The organism is Azospirillum largimobile (genome assembly GCF_977007025.2).
In genome coordinates, this window is sequence record NZ_CDRMUA020000003.1 from 254972 (window position 1) to 276989 (window position 22018).

At 67.0% G+C, this 22018-nt stretch carries 17 protein-coding genes; 9 read left to right on the forward strand and 8 right to left on the reverse strand.

From position 1 onward, the window contains the following. Positions 1 to 25: 25 nt before the first annotated feature. Both ACWPKK_RS18830 and ACWPKK_RS18835 read left to right on the forward strand, forming a co-directional pair. Positions 26 to 820 carry a class II aldolase/adducin family protein gene (locus ACWPKK_RS18830; protein WP_452007171.1) on the forward strand — a complete coding sequence of 265 codons (795 nt, stop codon included), beginning with the start codon at positions 26 to 28 and terminating at the stop codon, positions 818 to 820. 94 nt (positions 821 to 914) lie between these two features. Further along, complete coding sequence (locus ACWPKK_RS18835; protein WP_149224079.1) at positions 915 to 1388, forward strand: MarR family winged helix-turn-helix transcriptional regulator; 474 nt, start codon at positions 915 to 917, stop codon at positions 1386 to 1388. A 64-nt stretch (positions 1389 to 1452) separates the two neighbouring features. Here the strand turns inward: ACWPKK_RS18835 and ACWPKK_RS18840 are convergent, their stop codons facing one another. After that, the gene (locus tag ACWPKK_RS18840) at positions 1453 to 2403 is read right to left on the reverse strand and encodes a response regulator transcription factor (RefSeq protein WP_452007173.1); all 951 of its coding nucleotides are present in this window, start codon (positions 2401 to 2403) and stop codon (positions 1453 to 1455) included. Continuing rightward, positions 2372 to 5800, reverse strand: coding sequence for a hybrid sensor histidine kinase/response regulator (locus tag ACWPKK_RS18845; protein ID WP_452007175.1), 3429 nt, complete (start codon positions 5798 to 5800; stop codon positions 2372 to 2374). The genes ACWPKK_RS18840 and ACWPKK_RS18845 overlap by 32 nt, the downstream gene beginning before the upstream one ends. 417 nt (positions 5801 to 6217) lie before the next feature. Here ACWPKK_RS18845 and urtA point away from each other — a divergent pair, with 417 nt between their 5' ends. The 7 genes from urtA (at position 6218) to ACWPKK_RS18880 (ending at position 12948) form a co-directional block, all read left to right on the forward strand. Next, positions 6218 to 7492 (forward strand): urea ABC transporter substrate-binding protein, encoded by a 1275-nt coding sequence (urtA, locus tag ACWPKK_RS18850; RefSeq protein WP_452007177.1) that lies wholly within the window; start codon positions 6218 to 6220, stop codon positions 7490 to 7492. 218 nt (positions 7493 to 7710) lie between these two features. Beyond that, the gene (gene urtB / locus ACWPKK_RS18855; RefSeq protein ID WP_452007179.1) at positions 7711 to 8637 is read left to right on the forward strand and encodes an urea ABC transporter permease subunit UrtB; all 927 of its coding nucleotides are present in this window, start codon (positions 7711 to 7713) and stop codon (positions 8635 to 8637) included. Between the two features lie 49 nt (positions 8638 to 8686). After that, positions 8687 to 9805: an urea ABC transporter permease subunit UrtC gene (gene urtC, locus ACWPKK_RS18860; protein ID WP_452008192.1), complete on the forward strand. Its 1119-nt coding sequence runs from the start codon at positions 8687 to 8689 to the stop codon at positions 9803 to 9805. A gap of 15 nt (positions 9806 to 9820) precedes the next feature. Further along, the gene (gene urtD, locus ACWPKK_RS18865; protein ID WP_194914313.1) at positions 9821 to 10567 is read left to right on the forward strand and encodes an urea ABC transporter ATP-binding protein UrtD; all 747 of its coding nucleotides are present in this window, start codon (positions 9821 to 9823) and stop codon (positions 10565 to 10567) included. 32 nt (positions 10568 to 10599) lie between these two features. Beyond that, complete coding sequence (urtE, locus tag ACWPKK_RS18870; RefSeq protein ID WP_452007181.1) at positions 10600 to 11289, forward strand: urea ABC transporter ATP-binding subunit UrtE; 690 nt, start codon at positions 10600 to 10602, stop codon at positions 11287 to 11289. A 54-nt stretch (positions 11290 to 11343) separates the two neighbouring features. Then, on the forward strand, positions 11344 to 12576 hold the full coding sequence (gene fmdA / locus ACWPKK_RS18875) for a formamidase (protein WP_452007183.1): 1233 nt from the start codon (positions 11344 to 11346) through the stop codon (positions 12574 to 12576). A gap of 24 nt (positions 12577 to 12600) precedes the next feature. Beyond that, positions 12601 to 12948: an FmdB family zinc ribbon protein gene (locus ACWPKK_RS18880; protein ID WP_452007185.1), complete on the forward strand. Its 348-nt coding sequence runs from the start codon at positions 12601 to 12603 to the stop codon at positions 12946 to 12948. 121 nt (positions 12949 to 13069) lie between these two features. Here the strand turns inward: ACWPKK_RS18880 and ACWPKK_RS18885 are convergent, their stop codons facing one another. The 6 genes from ACWPKK_RS18885 to ACWPKK_RS18910 all read right to left on the reverse strand — a co-directional run bounded on the left by ACWPKK_RS18885 (position 13070) and on the right by ACWPKK_RS18910 (position 21997). After that, positions 13070 to 14758 carry an AMP-binding protein gene (locus tag ACWPKK_RS18885; RefSeq protein ID WP_452008194.1) on the reverse strand — a complete coding sequence of 563 codons (1689 nt, stop codon included), beginning with the start codon at positions 14756 to 14758 and terminating at the stop codon, positions 13070 to 13072. A 281-nt stretch (positions 14759 to 15039) separates the two neighbouring features. Next, positions 15040 to 15906, reverse strand: a complete 867-nt coding sequence (locus ACWPKK_RS18890) for a sugar phosphate isomerase/epimerase family protein (protein WP_452008197.1) — start codon at positions 15904 to 15906, stop codon at positions 15040 to 15042. After that, positions 15906 to 17213: a DUF6005 family protein gene (locus ACWPKK_RS18895; protein ID WP_452007187.1), complete on the reverse strand. Its 1308-nt coding sequence runs from the start codon at positions 17211 to 17213 to the stop codon at positions 15906 to 15908. The genes ACWPKK_RS18890 and ACWPKK_RS18895 overlap by 1 nt, the downstream gene beginning before the upstream one ends. After that, positions 17210 to 18472, reverse strand: a complete 1263-nt coding sequence (locus ACWPKK_RS18900) for an AMP-binding protein (RefSeq protein WP_452007189.1) — start codon at positions 18470 to 18472, stop codon at positions 17210 to 17212. The genes ACWPKK_RS18895 and ACWPKK_RS18900 overlap by 4 nt, the downstream gene beginning before the upstream one ends. Then, positions 18469 to 20214: an IucA/IucC family protein gene (locus ACWPKK_RS18905; protein WP_452007191.1), complete on the reverse strand. Its 1746-nt coding sequence runs from the start codon at positions 20212 to 20214 to the stop codon at positions 18469 to 18471. Before ACWPKK_RS18905 ends, ACWPKK_RS18900 begins: the two co-directional genes overlap by 4 nt. Further along, complete coding sequence (locus ACWPKK_RS18910; protein WP_452007193.1) at positions 20198 to 21997, reverse strand: IucA/IucC family protein; 1800 nt, start codon at positions 21995 to 21997, stop codon at positions 20198 to 20200. The genes ACWPKK_RS18905 and ACWPKK_RS18910 overlap by 17 nt, the downstream gene beginning before the upstream one ends. Between the last annotated feature and the right edge of the window lie 21 nt (positions 21998 to 22018).

Here is a 22018-nt window from a genome sequence, read left to right on the forward strand (position 1 = left end):
CTCCATCCGAAGAGGACCGCAAAGCATGATGACCGCGACCGCCACCGCGCCGAAGCTCGGCCACAACAGCGTCGTCCGGCCCGATCACATCGGCGAGGAGGAGTGGGCGCTGCGCTGCCAGCTGGCCGACTGCTATCACCTCGTCGAGTTCATGGGCTGGACCGAGACGATCTTCAACCACATCTCCGCCCGCCTGCCGGGGCCGGCGCATCATTATCTGGTGAACCCGTTCGGGCTGAACTACACCGAGGTGACGCCGGCCAACCTGCTGAAGGTCGGGCTGGACGGCGAGAAGCTGGAGCCGTCGCCCTATGACGCCAATCCGGCCGGATTCGCCCTGCACAGCGCCATCCACGAGGCGCGGGCCGACATCCATTGCGTGATCCACACCCACACCACCGAGGTGTCGGCCATCGTGCAGAAGAAGCAGGCCTTCTCGCACAACGACTTCTACGGCGCCCAGCTGTACGGCCGCGTCGGCTACCATGCCTTCGAGGGCATCACCCTGTTCGCCGACGAGAAGCCGCGCATGCTGGAGAGCCTTGGGGACAAGCATGTCCTGGTGCTGCGCAACCACGGCATCGCGGTGGGCGAGTCCAGCATCGCCAAGACCTTCTTCCTGCTGTGGACGGTGCAGCGCGCCGCCGAGATCCAGACGCTGGCCGACAGCATGCGCGGCGAGGACGTGGAGCTGTCGACCGAGGTCCGGCAGAAATGCAGCGACCTGACCGCCATGCTGATCCGCGACAGCGGCTTCGCCGTGAAGTTCTTCGACGCCATGGTGCGCAAGATGCGGGCGGAACGCGGGCCGGGCTGGTGAGCGGTCGCGCCGCCGCAAGGCGTTTGGCAAGCCAACCGGCGATTGGTACAACAGGGCCCCGGCCTCGCCAAACGCTGGACAGACATTGGGCATCATGGCCATTACGAAAAAGCTTCGCCGCTACATCCCGTCGGACCCCGAATTCAAGGTCGAGGAATTCCCCTTCTACTGGCTTGCCCGTGTCCAGGGCATCTACACGCAGAAGATGGAAACGGCGCTGAAACGGATCGGCACCGACATCCCGACCTGGCGGGTGCTGTTCATCCTGAAGACGCACGGCACGTCGAGCATTTCGGAGATCTCGACCCACGCCATCGTCAAGCTGTCGACGATGACCCGCATCGTCTACCGCATGAAGGCGGAAGGGCTGGTGGACACCGGCACCAATGCCGACGACGGCCGCGTCACCGAAGTGACGATGACGCCGGCCGGCCATGCGCTGGTCGAACGCATTCAGGAGGCGACGGAAAGGCTGTTCGCCCGCAGCTTCGACGGGATGTCGGAATCGCAGATCGGCAAGCTGAACGCGACCCTGCAACAGCTCTACGGCAACCTGGCGGAGGATTGAACGCCCCGTCCGTTACCGTGTTCGGGAACGAACCGCTTCCCGGCAGGACTCATAGGCGGCACGCCTACCGCCCGTTCAGCGTGCGCACCGCCATCGCGGCGGCGGCGGCGCGGTTCTCGACGCCGAGCTTCGCATAGATCTGTTCCAGATGCTTGTCGACCGTGCGGGGGCTGAGGCCCAGGATCTCGGCGATGTCGCGGTTGGGCTTGCCGTTGGCGATCCACATCAGCACCTCCGCCTCCCGTGCGGTCAGCGACAGCTTGTCCTTCAGCAGGGCGTCATCGCCGGCGCCGCTCTCCTCCACCAGCTGCAGCAGGATCTCGTCGGGACCGGTCTGGCCGACCGGGCTGAGGCGCAGGCTGCGGCCGTCCGTCCCGGTGGCGATCACCACGCTGTCCGCCTTGCGTCCCGATCCGCTGCCCGACCCGCCGGCCTGCCGCTCGGCCAGCCAGCGCCGTGCCTCCTCCGGCAGGGACACTCCGCTTCCCGTATCGGCCCCGAAGGCAGCCTCCAGCATGCGGGTGGTCTGCGGTGTGCACCACAGCACCTCACCCTTGAGGTTGGCGGCCAACAGTGTGCGGCCGGTCACGTCCAGCGCCGCCCGCGTGCTCTGCGCCACGCGGGCATTGGCGAGATGGGCATACATGCGGGCGATCAGCGTCTCGGCGATGATGGGCTTGGTGACGTAATCGACGCCGCCGGCCGAGAAGCCCTTCAGGATATGTTCGGTTTCGGTCAGGCCGGTCATGAAGATGACGGGGACATGGGCGACCTGGCTGTTGCGCTTCAGCTGGCGGCAGGTCTCGAAGCCATCCAGCCCCGGCATGATGGCGTCCATCAGGATCACGTCGGGCGTCACCTGCTCCAGCAGCGCCAGCGCCTTGCGGCCGTCCAGCGCCACCAGCACGGTCACGCCGGCCTCCTCCAGCGCGTCGGTCAGGAAACTGAGGGCTTCCGGCGAATCGTCGACGACGAGGACGACGTCACGCGGTTTGGTTGCGGATTTCATCGTCATGGCTGGGTTCGTCATGGCTGTCATCGCGGTAAACCGCCTCCAGCGCGGCCATATACTGGTTCAGGTCGTAGTTGTTGACGAGCGTGCGCATGCGACCGACGAAGCGGTCCAGCTCCGGATGGGCGGCGGCGATCTCGGCGAGCTTGGCCTGCATGCCGCGGACATAGCCGATGCGGCCGAGATGGATCAGCTCGGCAATGTGGTGCTGCGGCGGCAGCTCCGACGCGGCGAAGACCGGCGGGCCGTCGTCGGTGCCGGCCGTTGTCTCATACTCCCACTCGATGCCGCGCAGCCGGCCGATGCAGGCCAGCAGCCTCGGGATGGACACCGGCTTGGCGACGAAGCCGTCATGCGGCTGGCCGGGAGCGGGGGCGGAACGGTCCTCCCGCGTGTCGGCCGACACCAGGACGATGGTGGTGTCGCCATGGCCGGTGGCGCGCAGGTGCCGGGCCACGTCCAGCCCGTTCATGCCGGGCATGGAGATGTCGAGCAGCAGGATGTCCGGCCGGTGCAGTTCCGCCATGGCGACGCAGTTCGGACCGTCGGTCGCCTTGAACACGGCGAAGCCCAGCTCGGCCAGCAGGTCGGCCAGCAGGTTGCGGTGGGCGAGGTCGTCGTCGGTGACCAGCACGCTCAGGCGCGGTCCGCGATAGCCGCGGATCGGATGGTCGGGCTGGGCGGCGGCGGTGGACAGCATCGCCGCCGACATCATCAGCCGCACCCGGAACAGGCTGCCCTTGCCAGGGGTGCTGGTCACGGTGATCTCGCCGCCCATCACCTCGGTCAGCAGCTTGGTGATGGTCAGCCCGAGTCCCATGCCCGGCACCATCGGGTTGGCGGCCGACCCGCGCTCGAACGGCTGGAAGATGCGCTCGCGGTCCTCGGGAACGATGCCGGGGCCGGTGTCCTCCACCTCGAACTCGGCGATTTGGCTGCGGTGGCGCACGCGCAGGCAGACCGTGCCCGCATCGGTGAACTTGATGGCGTTGGACAGCAGGTTGATCAGGATCTGGCGGATGCGGCCTTCGTCGGTGAAGACGACCGGCGGCAGTTCCTCCGGCGCCTCGAAGCGGAAGGCGATGCCCTTGGCCTCCGCCTGAAGGCGAAACATGCCGACGAGCTGGTCGAGCAGTTCGCCGAAGCGGACCTCCGCCCGGTTCAACTGCAGCCGGCCGCTTTCGATCTTCGATACGTCCAGCAGCCCGTCGAGCAAGCCGGACAGATGCTCCGCACTGCGCCGGATGACGCGGACGGCGTCGACGCGATGCGGCGGCATGGCGGGATCGCGCTCCAGCATCTGCGAATAGCCGAAGATGGCGCTCAAGGGCGTGCGGAATTCGTGGCCGATGCCGACAAGATAGCGGCTCTTGGCGAGGTTCGCCGCCTCCGAAGCCTCTTTCGCCTTCTGCAGCTGGGCATCGGTGCGTTCGTGCGCTTCGATCTCCTGCATCAGCAGGTCTGTCTGCCTGCGCGTTTCCTCCTGCGCCACCTTGCGGCTTTCGCGGGCCAGCACGAACAGCCAGGTGGCGACGCCGGCCACGATCATCAGGATGAAGAAGACCTTCCACAGCGTGCTGCGGATCAGCGCCTGCGCCTCCGCGTTCACGGACGCGACCTCGACATAGACCAGCGACAGCACGGCGCCGACTGCCAGCCCCAGCATCAGCAGCACCGCCAGATAATGGCCGAACCGCGCCTTGAGCGCCGTCGCGGCCCTCGCCGGCAGCACGGCATCCAGTGCGTTGCGCAGCTGAACGCCCAGCCGGGCGTCGCGCTTGCAGCCGTCGCCGCAGCGGGCGTCCAGCGAACAGCAGAGCGAGCAGATCGCCCCGGCATAGATCGGGCAGAAGGCCATGTCGTCCGGCTCGAAGGCGTGCTGGCAGATGCGGCAGCGGATCGCCTCCTCCCCGTTCCAGTCGTCGAAGGGACGGCGCGCGATGTAATAGTCGCCGCGGGTCGCCCAGGCGATGGCGGGTGCGGCGATGAAGGCGGTGGCGAAGGCGAGGAAGGGCGCGCAGACCTTCAGCGTCGGCCCCAACGCACCGAGGAAGGCCAGCATCGACAGGATCGTCGCCAGCAGCATGGCGCCGACGCCGACCGGGTTGATGTCGTAGAGGTGGGCGCGCTTGAACTCGACATGGCGCGGGCTGAGGCCCAGCGGCTTGTTCACCACCAGATCGGCGACCAGAGCGCCGATCCACGAGGCTGCGACGTTGGAATAGAGCCCCAGTACCGGTTCCAACGTCTTGTAGATGCCCAGTTCCATCAGCATCAGGCCGATGACGACGTTGAACACCACCCACACCACCCGGCCGGGATGGCTGTGGGTCAGGCGCGAGAAGAAGTTCGACCAGGCGATGGAGCCGGCATAGGTGTTGGTGACGTTGATCTTCAGCTGCGATAGCACGACGAACAGGCCGGTGAGGCCCAGCGCCAGCTGCGGCGACGGCGTCACATACTGGAAGGCGACGAGGTACATCCGCGTCGGCTCCGCCGCCAGTTCCAGCGGCACCGCGTTCTGCAGCGCCAGCACCACCAGGAAGGATCCCAGCAGAAGCTTGATCGTGCCGATGACGATCCAGCCCGGTCCGGCCGCCACCAGCGCCGCCCACCAGTACAGTTTTCTGCGTCCCCGGGCATCGGGGTCATAGGGCAGGAAACGGATGAAATCGACCTGTTCGCCGATCTGCGCCAGCAGCGAGAACACCACCGACGCCGCGGCACCGAACAGCATCAGGTCGAAACCGCCGCCGCCCGTTTCCGCCGCCCGCCCGGTGAAGCCGGTCCAGGCGGTGAAGGCGCCGTCGTCCTGGATGGCGATGAACAGGAAGGGCAGGGCATGCAGCGCCAGCCACAGCGGCTGTGTCCACAGCTGGATGCGGCTGATGACCGTGAAGCCGTAGGCGACCAGCGGGATCACCACGAGCGAGCTGGCCACATAGCCGGCGGCGAGCGGCAGGCCGAGCACCATCTCCAGCGCGGTCGCCATGATCGCCGCCTCGATGGCGAAGAAGATGAAGGTGAAGGAGGCGTAGATCAGCGAGGTGATGGTGGAGCCGATATAGCCGAAGCCGGCGCCGCGCGTCAGCAGATCCATGTCCACGCCATATTTGCTGGCGTAGTAGCTGATGGGAAGCGCGCTGGCGAAGATCAGGAGGGCGCCGGCCAGGATGGCGAGCACCGCGTTGGTGAAGCCGTAGCCGAGCGTGATCGACCCGCCGATGGCCTCCAGCGCCAGGAATGAGATAGAGCCCAGCGCGGTGTTGGCGACCCGTGACGGCGACCAGCGCCGCGCCTTGCGCGCGGTGAAGCGCAGCGCGTAATCCTCGAGCGTCTGGTTGGCAACCCACCTGTTGTAGGTCCGCCGGACCGCGACCACCCTCTGGCGCCCCGCCATCGGCCCCATTCATCCTCCCGATAGAATGTTTGCTACACTGATTATTTCTTTCTGCTGCTACGGCCCTGATCTGTAGTAAATGCCCCAGATTACGCAGTCTGACAAAAACAAATCGGAAGAACAACAAGACGAAAGAGTGCTGGTCTTCTGCGCGAAGACACGGGCAGGCCACTCGCTTCTCGGTGGTTGCGAGTGCCCGGCCGTCTTCAGACTGATGCCAGTGTATAACCATTTGCCGGCCGGCACCCCTATACGCAAATCCACGTATTGCTGCGCTGCACCGATCGGCCAACCATCGGACCGTCCAGTCGCGGATCGCTCCGCCAACTCCCCAAAAATTCCGCCTTTCGAAAAGGGCCGCGCTCGTTGGCCGGCGACCTTTTGCAGGGCGATAACGGCCAAACATCAGGAGGTTTCATGTCCTCTGACAAGATGGATGCGGACAAGCTCAACGGCGGCATTCCGTCGCCGCTCCGCCGCAAGCTCCTCCTCGGCATGGCAGCGCTGCCGGCCGTCGCACTGCTGCCGCGCGGCGCGCTGGCCCAGGCGCTGCCCACCAGTGCAGTTAACACGACGAAGCTGGCGGTCACCGACGGCACGGTGAAGGTCGGCATCCTGCACTCCACCACCGGCACCATGGCGATTTCGGAAACCGGCTCGGTGCAGGCCGAGAAGCTCGCCATCGCCCAGATCAACGAGATGGGCGGCGTGCTGGGCCGCAAGATCGAGGTGATCCAGGAGGACGGCGCCAGCGATTGGCCGACCTTCGCCGAGAAGGCGCGCAAGCTGCTGGTCGAGGACAAGGTGGCGGCGGTGTTCGGCTGCTGGACGTCTGCCTCGCGCAAGGCGGTGCTGCCGGTGTTCGAGCAGTATAACGGCATGCTCTACTACCCGACCTTCTACGAGGGGCTGGAGCAGTCGAAGAACGTCATCTACACCGGCCAGGAAGCGACGCAGCAGATCCTCGCCGGGCTCGACTGGGTGACGAAGGAGAAGGGGGCCAAGACCTTCTTCCTGATCGGTTCCGACTATATCTGGCCGCGCACCTCCAACAAGATCGCCCGCAAGCACATCGAGATGAAGGGCCAGAAGGTGGTGGGCGAGGAGTATTTCCCGCTCGGCCACACCCAGTTCAACTCGGTCATCAACAAGATCAAGCTGACCAAGCCGGACGTGATCTACGCCTCGGTCGTGGGCGGTTCCAACGTCGCCTTCTACAAGCAGATGAAGGCCGCCGGCATCGACCTGAACAAGCAGACGCTGATGACCATCTCCGTCACCGAGGACGAGATGCTGGGCATCGGCGGCGAGAACATCGCCGGCGCCTATGCCTGCATGAAGTATTTACAGTCGCTGAAGAACCCCAACAACGAGAAGTTCGTCGCCGCCTTCAAGAAGATGTGGGGCGGCGAAAGCGTCATCGGCGACGTGACCCAGGCGGGCTATCTCGGCCCCTGGCTGTGGAAGCTGACGGCGGAGAAGGCCCAGAGCTTCGATGTCGACAAGATCGCCGCCGCGTCGGCCGGCATCGAGTTCACCGGCGCACCGGAAGGCTATGTCCGCGTCCATGAGAACCATCACTTGTGGAGCAAGACCCGCGTCGGCCGCGCCCGCACCGATGGCCAGTTCGACGTGGTCTACGAAACGGCGGACCTGATCGAGCCGAACCCGTTCCCGAAGGGCTACCAGTAAGGGGGAGTGAGGATGGGTGGCGTTAGACCCCCACCCTGACCCTCCCCCGCTCTCAGCGGACCTATGGTCCGCCTGCCGCGTCAGCACAAAGCAAAGCTTTGTGCGAGAGCTGGGCGGGGGAGGGAACTCCGCTAGAGCGTTGACAAAGCTCCTGTCCCCCTCCCCTGCGAGAGCGGGGGAGGGTCGGGGTGGGGGCAAGTGTGACGGGAGTTCCCATCATGTTCGAGGGCTACAGCCTGGCCGAGCTCGGGTCGATCTTTGCGATGCAGGGATTCGCGGGGCTCATCCTGTTTTCCGTTTTCGTGCTGATGGCGCTTGGCCTCGCCATCATCTTCGGGCAGATGGGCGTCATCAACATGGCGCACGGGGAATTCATGATCCTCGGCGCCTATGTGACCTATCTCTGCTCCACCTTCATTTCCAATTACATGCCGGCGCTGTTCCCGGCCTATTTCTTCGTCGCCATGGTCCTGGCCTTCTTCGCCAGCGGGGCGCTGGGGATGCTGGTCGAATGGGGAATGATCCGCTTCCTCTACCGCCGCCCGCTCGACACGCTGCTGGCGACCTGGGGATTGAGCCTGATCCTGCAGCAGATCTTCCGCTCCGTCTTCGGCGCGCGGGAGGTCGGCGTGGTGCTGCCGGACTGGCTGATGGGATCGGTCGCCGTCACCGACACCATCGAGGTGCCGATCAACGGCCTCTTCGTCATGGGCCTGACCATCGCCATCACGGTCGTGATCTATGCCGTGATGTTCCGCTCCCGCTGGGGGCAGGGCGTGCGGGCGGTGATGCAGAACCGGGTGATGGCCGGCGCCGTCGGCATCAACACCGAGAAGGTCGACCGCTACACATTCGGTCTCGGCTGCGGCATTGCCGGGGTGGCGGGCAGCGCCTTCACCATGGTCGGGTCCACCGGTCCGACATCGGGCCAGCTCTACATCGTCGATACCTTCCTGGTGGTGGTATTCGGCGGTGCCCAGAGCCTGATCGGCACCATCGCGTCCGCCTTCACCATCAGCCAGGCGCAATCGACGCTGGAGTTCTTCCTCAGCGGTTCGACCGCCAAGGTGCTGACGCTGCTGACCGTCGTCGTGATCCTGATGCTGCGCCCGCAGGGCCTGTTCGTCCTCAAAGTCCGCCGCTGAGGAGCCATTGACCATGACGCGCACCCTTCAAAGCCGCCTTCTCGGGCGTATGGACGGCGACATCGCAGGCATCCTGCTGCTGGCCGCTCTGCTGGTCATCGTCCTGCCGCTGGGGCTCGACATCTTCCGGCTGAACATGGTCGGCAAATACCTGACCTACGCCTTCGTGGCGCTCGGCCTCGTGCTGTGCTGGGGCAGCGCCGGCATCCTGTCGCTGGGGCAGGGCATCTTCTTCGGCATCGGCGGCTATTGCATGGCGATGTTCCTGAAGCTGGAGGCTTCTAGCCCCGAGGCGACCAAGATCCAGTCCACCCCCGGCATCCCGGACTTCATGGACTGGAACCAGCTGAAGGAACTGCCCTGGTTCTGGGAGCCGTTCCACAGCCTGACCTTTGCCAGCATCGCGGTGGTGGCGGTTCCGGCGCTGCTGGCCCTCATCGTCGGACTGGCGATGTTCAAGCGGCGGGTCGGCGGCGTCTATTTCGCCATCATCACCCAGGCCTTCGCCGCCATCCTGACCATCCTGATCGTCGGCCAGCAGGGCTACACAGGCGGCATCAACGGTATCACCGATCTTCGCACGCTGAAGGGATGGGACATCCGCACCGACGAGGCGAAGCTGGTGCTCTACTTCGTCAACGCCGCATTGCTGATCGGCTGCATCCTGCTGTGCGTCTACGTCCGCCGCTCCAAGCTCGGCCGCATCCTGGTGGCGCTGCGCGACAAGGAGGACCGGGTCCGCTTCTCCGGCTACGACGTCGCCAACTTCAAGATCTTCGTCTTCTGCTTCGCGGCGGCGCTGTCGGCGGTGGGCGGGGCGATGTTCACGCTGCAGGTCGGCTTCATGTCGCCGTCCTTCGTCGGCATCGTGCCGTCGATCGAGATGGTCATCTACTGCGCGGTCGGCGGGCGTCTGTCGCTGCTGGGCGCGGTCTACGGCACGCTGCTGGTCAACTGGGCCAAGACGATGCTGTCGGAAAGCTTTCCGGAGCTGTGGCTGTTCGCCATGGGCGCGCTGTTCATCGGCGTGGTGATGGTGTTCCCCAATGGCCTCGCCGGGCTCTACCAGCAGTTCATCGCCCCGCGGCTGCGCCGGCTGACCACCCGCCGGTCGGATGCCGCGAGCAGCGGCGCCCCCATCATCCCGCCCCACACCGCCGCCGATTGAGGAGGGCGCAGAGCCATGGCGAACCCCACCGATTACCTGCTGGCGGTCGAAGGGCTGACCGTGTCCTTCGACGGGTTCAAGGCGGTCAACGACCTGTCCTTCTACGTCGACAGCAACGAGATCCACGTCATCATCGGCCCGAACGGCGCCGGCAAGACCACGGTGCTCGACCTGATCTGCGGGCGCACCAAGGCGTCCGGCGGCTCCATCAAGTTCCGCAACCGGGAACTGACGGCGATGAAGGAGCATCAGATCGTCAAGGCCGGCGTCGGACGCAAGTTCCAGAACCCGTCGATCTACGACGACCTGACGGTGTTCGAGAATCTGGAGATCTCCTACCCCCGCGGCCGCACTGTGTTCGGCGCGCTGGCCTTCAAACGCGACGCCGCGGTGCGCGAGCGGGTGGCGGAGATCGCCGAAATGATCTTCCTGGCCGACCATCTCGACCAGCGCGCCGAATATCTCAGCCACGGGCAGAAGCAGTGGCTGGAGATCGGCATGCTGCTGATCCAGGACCCTGAACTGCTGATGCTGGACGAGCCGGTCGCCGGCATGAGCGTGAACGAGCGCAAGAAGACCGCCGAACTGCTGAACCGCATCATCCGGAACCGGTCGGTGCTGGTGATCGAGCACGACATGAAGTTTGTGGAGGACATCGCCCACCGCGTCACTGTGCTGCACCAGGGCAAGATCCTGTCGGAAGGCAGCATGGAGCGGGTGAAGAACGACCCCAAGGTGGTCGAAGTCTATCTCGGCCATTGATTTATCTGGGCCATTGAGCGGGGGATCAACAGATGCTGTCCGTCAATCAACTCCGCGTGTCCTACGGCGAGAGCGAGGTTCTGCACGGCCTGGACTTCGCGGTGGCGCCGAACGAGATCGTCGCCATCATGGGCCGCAACGGCATGGGCAAGACCACGCTGATGAAGTCGCTGATGGGCATCGTACCGGCGCGCTCCGGCGCCATCCGCATCGGCGAGAGCGACATCACCGGGCTGAAGAGCTACGAGCGGGTGGCGAAGGGCGTCGCCTATGTCCCCCAGGGCCGCATGATCTTCCCGACCATGACGGTGCAGGAGAACATCAAGACGGGGCTGAGCGTCCATGGCGGGCGCAGCGTTCCCGGCGATCTCTACGAACTGTTTCCGGTGCTGCTGGAGATGAAGGGCCGGCGCGGCGGCAACCTGTCGGGCGGGCAGCAGCAGCAGCTCGCCATCGCCCGCGCGCTGGCGACCAAGCCCAAGGTTCTGCTGCTGGACGAGCCGACCGAAGGCATCCAGCCTTCGATCATCCGCGAGATGGCCCGCACCCTGCGCCGCATCCGCGACGAGAAGGGCCTCAGCATCATCGTGTCCGAACAGGTGCTGAGCTTCGCGCTCGACATCGCCGACCGCGTGCTGGTGATCGAGAACGGCGAGATCGTCCACGAGGACAGCCGCGACGCCATCGACGAGGCCAAGGTCGCCCGGCTGCTGTCGGTGTGACGCGCCGAAACCCACCATCCCTTGAAATCAGTCCACAAGAAGGAAGAGCAAACCATGGCTGACACCCTGATCAAGGTCGACCTTTCGCAGACGCCTTATGAAAACGACATGATCCACAACCGCTGGCACCCGGACATCCCGATGGCGGTGACGGTGAAGCCGGGCGACGATTTCATCCTGGAATGCTACGACTGGACCGGCGGCCAGATCAAAAACGACGACGATGCCGCCGACGTGCGCGACGTCGATCTCAGCCAGGTGCATTTCCTCAGCGGTCCAGTCGGCGTCGAAGGGGCGGAGCCGGGCGACTTGCTGGTGGTGGACCTGCTCGACATCGGCGCCTTCCCGCAGCAGCAATGGGGTTTCAACGGCTTCTTCTCCAAGCAGAATGGCGGCGGCTTCCTGACCGAGCATTTTCCGCTGGCCCAGAAGTCGATCTGGGATTTCGAGGGCATGTTCACCAAGTCGCGCCACATCCCCGGCGTGCGCTTCGCCGGGCTGATCCACCCCGGCTTGATCGGCTGCCTGCCGTCGCACGACCTGCTGGCCAAGTGGAACAAGCGCGAGCAGGCGCTGATCGACACCAACCCGACCCGCGTCCCCGGCCTCGCCAATCCGCCCTATGCGCCGACCGCCCATATGGGCCGGCTGAAGGGCGACGCCCGAGACAAGGCGGCGGCGGAAGGCGCCCGCACCGTGCCGCCGCGCGAACATGGCGGCAATTGCGACATCAAGGACCTGTCGCGCGGATCGCGCATCTATTTCCCGGTCTATGTGAAGGGCGCCGGCCTGTCGATGGGCGACCTCCATTTCAGCCAGGGCGATGGCGAGATCACCTTCTGCGGCGCCATCGAGATGGCCGGCTGGGCTCATCTGAAGGTGAACCTGATCAAGGACGGCATGGCGAAGTACGGCATCAGGAACCCGATCTTCAAGCCGAGCCCGATCGTCCCGACCTACAACGACTATTTGATCTTCGAGGGCATCTCGGTCGACGAAGCGGGCGAGCAGCATTACCTGGACGTCCACGTCGCCTATCGGCAGGCCTGCCTGAACGCCATCGAATATCTGAAGAAGTTCGGCTATTCCGGCGCCCAGGCCTATTCGATTCTCGGCACCGCACCGGTGCAGGGGCATATCAGCGGCGTCGTCGACGTGCCCAACGCCTGCGCCACCCTGTTCCTGCCGACGCAGATCTTCGACTTCGACATCACCCCGAACGCCGACGGTCCGACCAAGTTCATCAGCGGCGACGTCGACATGCCGATCGCGCCGGACCGCGTGTAACCGGCAGCGGAAGGAGGCCATGCCATGCCGATGTACGACTATGAGTGCCCGACCTGCGGCGACTTCACGGAAATGCGGCCGATGGCGGAAAGCAGCCTGCCGCAGCTCTGTCCCCATTGCGAGACGCCGTCGCCGCGGGTGATCCGCATGGCGCCGGCCTTTTCCACCGTTTCGGCGGCGACCCGGACGGCGCACGCCACCAACGAACGCAGCGCCGACCGGCCGAAACTGCTGTCGGAGACCGGGCCGAAGCACAAGCACGGCCCCGGTTGCGGCTGTTGCGGCGGCGGCGGAAACGGGCGATCGGTGCTGCGCACCGCCGACGGTGCGAAGGGCTTCCCCACGGCAAGGCCGTGGATGATCAGCCACTGACGCATGGGGAGCGGAAGAGCGAGGCGATGTGGCGGGGCCGGCCAGCCGGGGGCCAAGGGGGGAACGAATGCCGCTCCCCCCAGCGCCTTTTCTGCTGGTTTGGCGACGGGATGGCGCGCGCTTATGCCGTCCTGTCCTGGGAGAGGTTGAGTTCCTCGATCATCGTCTGGCGCATCACGAACTTCTGGATCTTGCCGGTCACCGTCATCGGGAACTCGTCGACGAAGCGGATGTATTTCGGGATCTTGTAGTGGGCGATGGCGCCCTGGCAGAAGGCGGTTACCTGCTGTTCGGTCAGCGCCGCCCCCGGTTTCGGCCGGATCCAGGCGCAGAGCTGTTCGCCGAACTGCTGGTCCGGCACGCCGAACACCTGCACGTCGGCGATGTCGGGGTGGGTATAGAGGAACTCCTCGACCTCGCGAGGATAGATGTTCTCGCCGCCGCGGATCACCATGTCCTTCAGCCGGCCGACGATGTTGCAATAGCCCTCGGCATCGATGGTGGCGAGGTCGCCGGTGTGCATCCAGCCGGCCTCGTCGATGGCCCGCGCGGTCTGCTCCGCGTCGCCCCAATAGCCGCGCATCACCGAATAGCCGCGGGTCAGCAGCTCCCCCGGAGTCCCCGGCGGGACGATGCGCCCCTCGGCATCGACGACCTTCACCTCCAGATGCGGCTGGATGCGCCCAACGGTGGACACGCGCCGTTCCAGCGGATCGTCGGTGGAGCTTTGGAAGCTGACCGGGCTGGTCTCCGTCATGCCATAGGCGATGGTGATCTCGCGCTGGTTCATTTCCGAGACCACGCGCTTCATCACCTCGATCGGGCAGGGCGAGCCGGCCATGATGCCGGTGCGCAGGCTCGACAGGTCGTAGCGGGCGAAGTCGGGGTGGTCGAGCAGGGCGATGAACATGGTCGGCACGCCGTGCAGGCCGGTGCAGCGTTCCTCCTGCACCGCAGACAGCACGGCGACGGGGTCGAACCCCTCGCCCGGAATCACCATGCAGGCGCGGTGGGTGACGCAGGCGAGGTTGCCCAGCACCATGCCGAAGCAGTGATAGAAGGGCACCGGGATGCACAGCCGGTCCTGCTCGGTCAGGCGCATCGCCTCGCCGACGAAGAAGCCGTTGTTCAGGATGTTGTGGTGGGTCAGCGTGGCGCCCTTCGGGCTGCCGGTGGTGCCGCTGGTGAACTGGATGTTCACGGGATCGTCGAATTGCAGGATGCCGGCCAGCCGCCCGAGCTCCGCCACGTCGGCCGGACGGGCCAGCGCCGGCAAATCGTCGAAATTCAGCATGCCCGGCGTCTTATCCGCCCCCAGGCGGATCAGGTGGCGCAAGGTGGGCAACCGTTGCAGGGACAGGGGCCGGTCGGCGGATGACTGATCCAGTTCCGGCGCCAGCTTGGCGATCATGCCGAGATAGTCGCTGGACTTGAAGGACGGCGACAGGATCAGCGCGGCGCAGCCGACCTTGTTGATGGCGTATTCCAGTTCGTGCAGGCGGTAGGCCGGGTTGATGTTGACCAGGATCAGGCCGGCCTTGGCGGTGGCGAACTGGGTCACCACCCACTCGGCATTGTTCTGCGACCAGACGCCGATGCGCTCACCCGGCTTCAGCCCCAGCGCCACCAGCCCCGCCGCCACCCGGTCGACCGTGCGCTTGAACTCCGCATAGGTCCAGCGGACGTTCTGGTGCCGGACGACCAGCGCCGGCCGGTCAGGCGACAGTGACGCCATGCGGTCGAGATGCGCGCCGATGGTCTCGCCCAGCAGCGGGGTGCGGCTGGCGCCGTGGACATAGCTCTGGGTCAGCGACGTGGTGTCCGTATGCAAGGCTGCTTTCCTTCCCCGGATGACTTATGGGCCGTTGGCCGTTCATGGGCACCGCCCCGCGGGCGGGACGGCGCAGTGCCCTAATGAACCCGCAAGGGGAGCGGTCTGTCGATCCCCCGTTCGGTCAATGGCCCCTGCCGATAAGGAACGGTCGGGTGGGGTGCGTACGGATGGGCGCGGTCACAAAGCCGCCGCCGGGTCGGGGCGGGGCGTGGATCGGGGTGCCGCCTTGCGCACCGTAATGGCGACGATTCGGCGCGCTACGCCGTACCGTGCCGGGCTCCGGCGACACGGCGGGGCAGGGTACCCGCCATCTGGGCCAGGGCCGCCTCGACGTCGTCGCGGTCGCGGCGGAGCACCGCGTAGCAATCGTCGCCGAACCACTCCAGCGAGCCTTCCGCCGCCGGATCGTCCGCCAGCTCGGCAAGGAAGCGGCGATAGTCCACCACCCCGTCGAACAGCGGCACCATGCCGTCGCGCCGTCCGGCCGCGGCATAGACGTTGGCCGGCTCGAACACCGACAGGTCCTCGCGCGCCCGGATGTTCTTCAGGTGATAATGGCCGATGTGCGGACGCAGCACCCGCCGGGCCGCCACCGGATCGTCGCCGCCCTCCCAGACGTGCAGCACGTCGAAATTGACCTTCAGCGCCGGATGGCCGACCGCGGCGATCAGCGCGCGGGTGGCTGCGAGGCTGTCGGCCAGCGTGCCGGGGTGGGTCTCCACCAGCAGCGACAGCCCATGGTCGGCGGCCAGCCCGCACAGCGTGCGCAGCCGCTCCGCGATGAAGATCCTGCGCTCCGGCGAGGTCTCGGCGCTGCCGGTGCTGCCGGCGAAGCTGCGGATCTTGGGCGCGCCCCAGCGTTGCGCCAGCCGGCAGAGGTCCAGCGTCTTGCGCACCAGCGCATCGGGATCGCCGTCCAGCGGCAGATAGTCGCTGACCATCGGCACGGACAGGCCGAACTCCGCCAGCCAGTCGCCGCCGCGGTCGGACACCGCCGCCATGTTGCGGGCATGCGCACCCCACAGCTCGATCCCCTGGAAGCCGTTGCCGGCGGCCCAGACGGCCAGTTCCTCCAGCGACACCAGATGGTGCCGGAAGCTGATGGTGCAGAGCGACAGTCTCATCATGCCACCTCGGCGGAAAGGGGGGCGGAATTGGGGGCCGCAACGGCTACGGCGTGCCATTGCCGGAAGACGGCGGAAAGCTCCCCCTTCAAGGCCGTCTCCTGCCGGTCGAGCAGGTCGAGCCGAGCGAACAGGTCGGGGGCGAGGCCCACATCGCCGGTCTGGGCGAGGCGGAGGATCGCGTAATGCAGCGACTTGAAGCCCTGGAACAGCTCCTCGATGTCGTCGCAGCGGGCGAGGAAGCTGTCGTCGGGCAGGCGCAACGCCCGCCAGAAGAAGGCGAATCCGTGCTCATAGGCATATTTGCGGATCGCGAACACCGGCAGTTCGCGCAGGGCATGCGACAGACCGGCCGGCGACAGCCCCTCCGTTCCGTCCAGATGCGCCGTCAGGATGCTGCGCACCGCGGCGGTCAGCGGGTTGGCATCGGGCAGGAAGCAGGCCTCGAAATAGGCGGCGATGTCGGCGGGCCGGGCGGCGCGCAGCTCGCGCCGGTCGAACAGATAGCCGCCGGCGACGCTGGGCTGGAGGAAGGCGTTGGCGATCCGCTCCCGCTCGATCTCGCCTTCCCAACGAAAATCGGGGTCGCGGACCATGAAGGCCGCCGGGTCGCTGCCGGTCTCCAGCATCAGGTAATGCGGGAAGGGGTTCTGGTTGAACTTGTTCTCCCGCTCCGGCAGGTGGAACAGATCGACCATCGCCATGATGGAAAGGCTGTCCGACCGCCGTTCCACCAGATCGACCAATAGGGCGAGGTTCTCCTCCTTGCTGCGGCCATGGTCGTACCATTGCCGCACCTCCGCCCCGTAGAGGCGGCGGTACCAGTCGCGGAAGAAATCGTGACTGACGGTCGGCGCATGATAGCGCAGGACCCGGTCGGCCCCGACCTCGAACCCGGCGTCCCACACCCCGAAATAGAAGGGCCGATGGTCGATCCCCGCCCGCTTCAGCGCGTCGCAGACGCAGCTGACGAAGCAATGGATCTTGAGGTCCTGATACTCCTCGCCATGGACGCTGCCGGGGGGAAGCGCATCCGCCGTGGCGGCCGGGCGGGTGCCGGCGAACAGGCTGGCCACGTCGGCCACCGTCGTCAGATCGCGCGAGGTGATCAGCTCGTCCGGCGCCTCCAGCCCGAAGGACAGCTCCAACTGCAGGAACAGCTCCATCATCAGAACGGAGTCTAGGTAGAGATCCTCGTTCAGCCGCGCGTCGGGGCCGAAGCGGTCGAGATGCCGGTTCTGCAGATGGTCGCGCAGGACCGTGCGGATGGCTTCGACGATGTCCCGTTCGGTCATGGCCGGCGTCATTCCGCGGCCTCCGCGAAGCGGGCGGCGACCTCGCGCCGGCTGATCTTGCCGTTGGCCATGCGTGGCAGGGCGTCGGCGCGGATCAGTTCGCCCGGCTGCTGGTGGGCGGCCAGATTCTCCCGGCACCAGTCGCGCAACGCCTGGTCCGTCACCTCGGCGGCGGCGGTGAACAGCAGGGCGACCCGTTCGCCTGCGAAGCGGTCGGTGCGGCGGAAGGCGACGGCGTCGGTGACGCCGGGCAGCGCCATCGCCACGTCCTCCACCTCCTGCGGATAGACGTTGAGGCCGGCGACGTTGATGGTGTCGTCCAGCCGCGACACGAACATCAGCATGCCGTCGTCGCGCAGATAGCCCAGGTCGCGGGTGCGGATCTCGCCGCCCAAACCCTCGTTACCGGGAACAGACAGCACGATCTCCGCCGGGGCGTCGGCGGTGCCGGTGGACAGGTGGTGGTGGGGCAGCACGCTGCCCAGCTCGGCGCTTCCCGCCATGTCCGGGTTGATTGCGATGCAGCCGGCTTCCGAGCAGCCATATTGCTGGAACATATGGGTGGTCTTGCCGCGGATCCGCTCGAACCAGGGTTCCGGCAGCAGCGTGCCGGAGGTCATTGCCGCATGGATGCGCTCGCCCTCCGGCAGCAGCCGGGCCAGCGTGTGCAGGATGACGGGGGAGGAGTAGAGCAGCGGCTTCTCGATCTGCCGCAGCGCCTTCAGCAGGAATTTCGGGTTGGTGGTGTCGAGGATCACCGGCTCCGCCCCGCGCCGAAGCCCGACCAGCAGGCCGCAGATCAGCCCGTAGGAGTGGGTGGTCGGGCAGGCGATCACCGGGGTCATCCCGGCCGGCTCGGTGAAGAAGCCGACATAGCTCTCGATCTCGCGGTCGATCTCCGCCCAGCTCCGCGTGATGCGCTTGGGCGCGCCGGTGGTGCCGGAACTCATCTGCAGAAGCTGGCCCGGCCCAGGTTCCGCCGGCAGGGGGGCGATCTCCTCCGCCGTCAGGCTGTTGTGGTAGAGCGCATGGCAGCCGGCCTCGCGCGCCAGCCGCCGCGCCGCCTCCAGCGGGGTGGAGGGGTGCAGCGGCAGCAGGCTGCCGCCAGCCGCGCGGATGGCGAAGAACAGGGCGAGCCAGTCGATGGTGTCGGTGAAGCAGACGGCGAAGCGGGCGCCGGGCCGGTCGGACAGGCGGGCCCGCTCGGCATGGGCGGCGGTCAGCGCCTCCACCTCGGCCGGCGAATAGGATCGGTCGTCGATGCGGATCATCGGGAGCCCTCAGGCGCGAAGCGCGCGAAGATGTTGGGAACGGTGTGGTGAATCTCCTCCCGCGCGCGCAGCAGCTTTCCGCGCAGCAGGGATTCGGTGAGGATCTCGGGCGCGGCGTGGCCGACGCGGCGGTGCCGCTCCTCCAGCCCGTGGTGGCGGGCGTGGGCCTCCAACAGATCGTGGACCCGGCGCCAGAACTCCGGCTCGGGCAACCCGTACTTCAGGGCCAGCAGGTCGGACACGTCGGTCAGGTTGAAGACGAACAGCGTGTCCATCGCCAGTTCGCGCAGCGCGTCGACCCCGCCGGCCCAATAATAGCGATCGGGCGGCGCGTCGCGGTAGGCCGGGTGCAGGCTGGGAAAATAGGGCAGCAGGGCCGGGTCGGCCACGAAGTCCGGTGCGTATTCCACGCTGTCGTGGAAGTCGCGCAGGATCAGCCGCACCGGCCAGCCGTCGCGGTGGACCAGCACCATGTTCTGGCCGTGCGCCTCCACCGCGATGCCGTGGCGGACCAGCAGATGCCAGACCGGCAGCACCGCCACCTCCAGCAGCCGGTCCAGCCAGGGCAGCAGCCCGTACCGCTCGATCCAGGGTGCGGCGAAGGAGGAACCATCGGCCTCCGTCACCATCAGCATGTTGAAGGGGATGGCAGATTCGCCCTCGCCCAGGGTGGACTGCACGCTGCGCCGCCACAGCGCCGCCATCTGTCCGGCCAGCGGGCCGTCGCGGTCGGCGATAATCCCCGCATATTCCGGCAGCAGGGTCAGCGGATAACGGTCGCGGAAGTCGGCATCGCCCGCCACCACGGCCGTCAGCCATTCGGAGATGGCTGGGCCGGTGCAGACCGAATGAGGATCGATGATGCGGCGGGAGGCGGTGTTGATGATGTTCAGCGCCAGCTTGACGTCGGCCTTGCGCGGATCGTCGGCGTTCATCACCGTGCGCAGCGACTGGCTGGCCCGGTAATGGTCGCCCAGCGGACCCAGGCAGACCGCGCGGCCGTCCGCCAGCCAGGGCCTTAGCCAGGGCGCCCCCTCCCCCTCGCGCAGGTCCCACCATTGCCAGGGGTGCAGCGGCAGCAGGCAATAGTCGGTCGCCGGCAGGTTCAGCTCCTCCCGCCGCCGCTGGATCTCCTCCCAGGCGGCAGGGTCGAGTTCGGCGCGCCAGAATTCCTCCTCCTCGCCGGGGATCGCCCGATGCAGGCAGGAGCGGGCGACCAGCAGCCAGACCAGCTGGAAGCGCTGCCCGACCTCCGGCCCGAAGGCGGCATGGTCGGCCTCGTCGAAGCCCAGCCGCGCCTTGAAGCAGGGATGATAGGGATGCCCCTCCTCCAGCCGGCCTTCCAGGTCGGGGAAGGGCAGGCCGCGGCGCGGGGTGGCTGGCAGGTTGGCGGCGTTCCAGCGGCAGAGAGACACCGTGCGCTCCAGCTCGGCCAGCAGGCCGGTCAGGTGCGGCTCGGGGGCGTCCAGCCCGGCGACCATCCGGCCAAGTGTTGCGGCGCGCCACGTGCCGTCGTCGCTCCGCATCTCGACCGATCCCGACCGGATGCGCGGGCGGCCGAACGGCCCGGCGGAGGCGAGGCAGCGGAACTCCCGTCCACCGGACCGCCAGACGAGCCGGCGGTCACTTCCGTCCACCCCGGCTGCGGCCGGCTCGACGATCCCCTCGAACAGCAGGGCGGCGGCAAGCTGGCGCACCACCCGTTCCTCCGGGCGGCCGGTCAGGTCACGCGGAAAGGGCATGGCGTCCCCGCTCGGCTGTCGCGGCGCCGGTCCGGCACAGCGGGTTGGGCCATTGGGCGTACAGATCGGCCTCGTTGGCGGCCTGAAGCTCGTCGATGTTCAGCAGGCGGGTCGTCAGGTTCAGCTTGGCCCCGATGGTCGGGCTGTCCAGCACCCCTTCGGCGAAGCGCCGGCCGGCCTGGGTGAGCGACAGGGCCAGCCGCTCCAGCCGGGCGCGCAGGATGCGCAGCAGGTCCTCCTCCGCCGCCAGCCGGTCCTTGCCCATGCGGGCGATCACCGAGAAGATTTGGTTGACGATCACGTAGTAGGAGAAGCGGCGGTTGATCTCCTCCTCCTCGTAATAGAGGGAGCGGATGTTGTCGGCCTCCGGGATCAGCCGGCGCAGCCGGTCGCGATAGGCGGCCGACAGGTAGAATCCCTGGTTGTCGCGGTAGAGGAAGCGGGTGGGCATCCCGTCCCGCAGTTCGAGCAGCCCGTTCTGCTGGTGCGCCTCCAGCGCCACGCCATGCGTGTCGTACAGGCGCAGCACCGGATCCAGCGCGCAATCGAGATAGGCGTCGAACCAGCGCCGCGCCGCCTCCGTCACGCCGCCGTTCCGTTCCATCGCGACGCGGCGCACGATCCGCTCCAGCCGGGATGGACGGCCGGGAAGCGGATCGGCGGCCAGCGCCGCGATGGTGGCGACGCCGCGCTGGCGCCCTCCGGCGAAGGGATTCTCGCGCAGGATCACCTCGAACCCGCTCTCGCCGCCGTCCGGCGAGTCCAGCGTGATGTAGGCGGGATCGAGCACGAAGCCGAAGCGCGGGCCCATATCGCGGCCAATCGCACCGATCAGCTTGGCCATGATGACGCCGGCGTCCAGCTCGTGGCGCCGGTTGACGCGGATCGAATTGGTGATGCGCACCGGCAGCGAGAATTTCAGCATCCACGGGCTGTCCGGGCTGTAGACCGTCCGCACCGACGAGGTCGCGGTGAACTCCGGTCCGGCATCGCCCAGCGCCCGCAACGTGCCGCGCTCCAGCATCGCCTGCACCGCCGGGTCCAGCGCCAGCGCCTCGGCCTGGAGCGGATGCATCGGGATCAGCAGTTCGTCCTTTAGCGTGGAGAGCCGGGAGGCGGAGTTGCCCAGAATGGCGGCGATCATCTCCGGCGCCGACTGGCGGACGGCGGAACGGTGGCTGACCCGCGCCGCCGGGGCTGCGAACCAGCGCAGCCGGAACCGCCCGCCCAGTTCCGGCGCATAGACCGGCTGCTGCCACGGCGTCATGCCCTGGAGGCTTTTGGGCGTGGGGTGCAGCCAATGGCCGAAGACCAGCGACTGTTCGGCGGCGATGAACTCGTCCTCGTCACCGTCCGCCGCCGGATCCGCTGCCGGGGTGGCGTCGAGGTAGCGCTGGACCGACTGGTAGCTTTGCAGGACGCGCAGCAGCAGCTCCAGCTCGCTGCCGCGCAGGTCGGCCCCGGAGCTTTTTCCTTCCATCCGGCGATAGCTCTCGCCGGCCAGACAGCAAAGGGCGGTGAAGGGCTCGGTCTGCTGCCAAGCGGTGTCGGGCAGGGAGCGCTTCCAGATGCGCCCGAAACCGCAGGGGCCGCACAGAGAGCGCGAGACGATCTCCGCCCGCAACGCGGTCCGCTGCGACGGCAGCAGCCATTCGACGCACTCGACACCGGGTTCGGCCTCCGTGCCGTGCCGGGTGGTCCGGCCGGCGTCGATCTCCCGCCAATAGCAGTTGGCGAAGTTCTGGAAGGTCGCGTGCTCGGCGATCTGTTGGGTGGAACGCATGGTTTGCCGATCCTGAAGGGC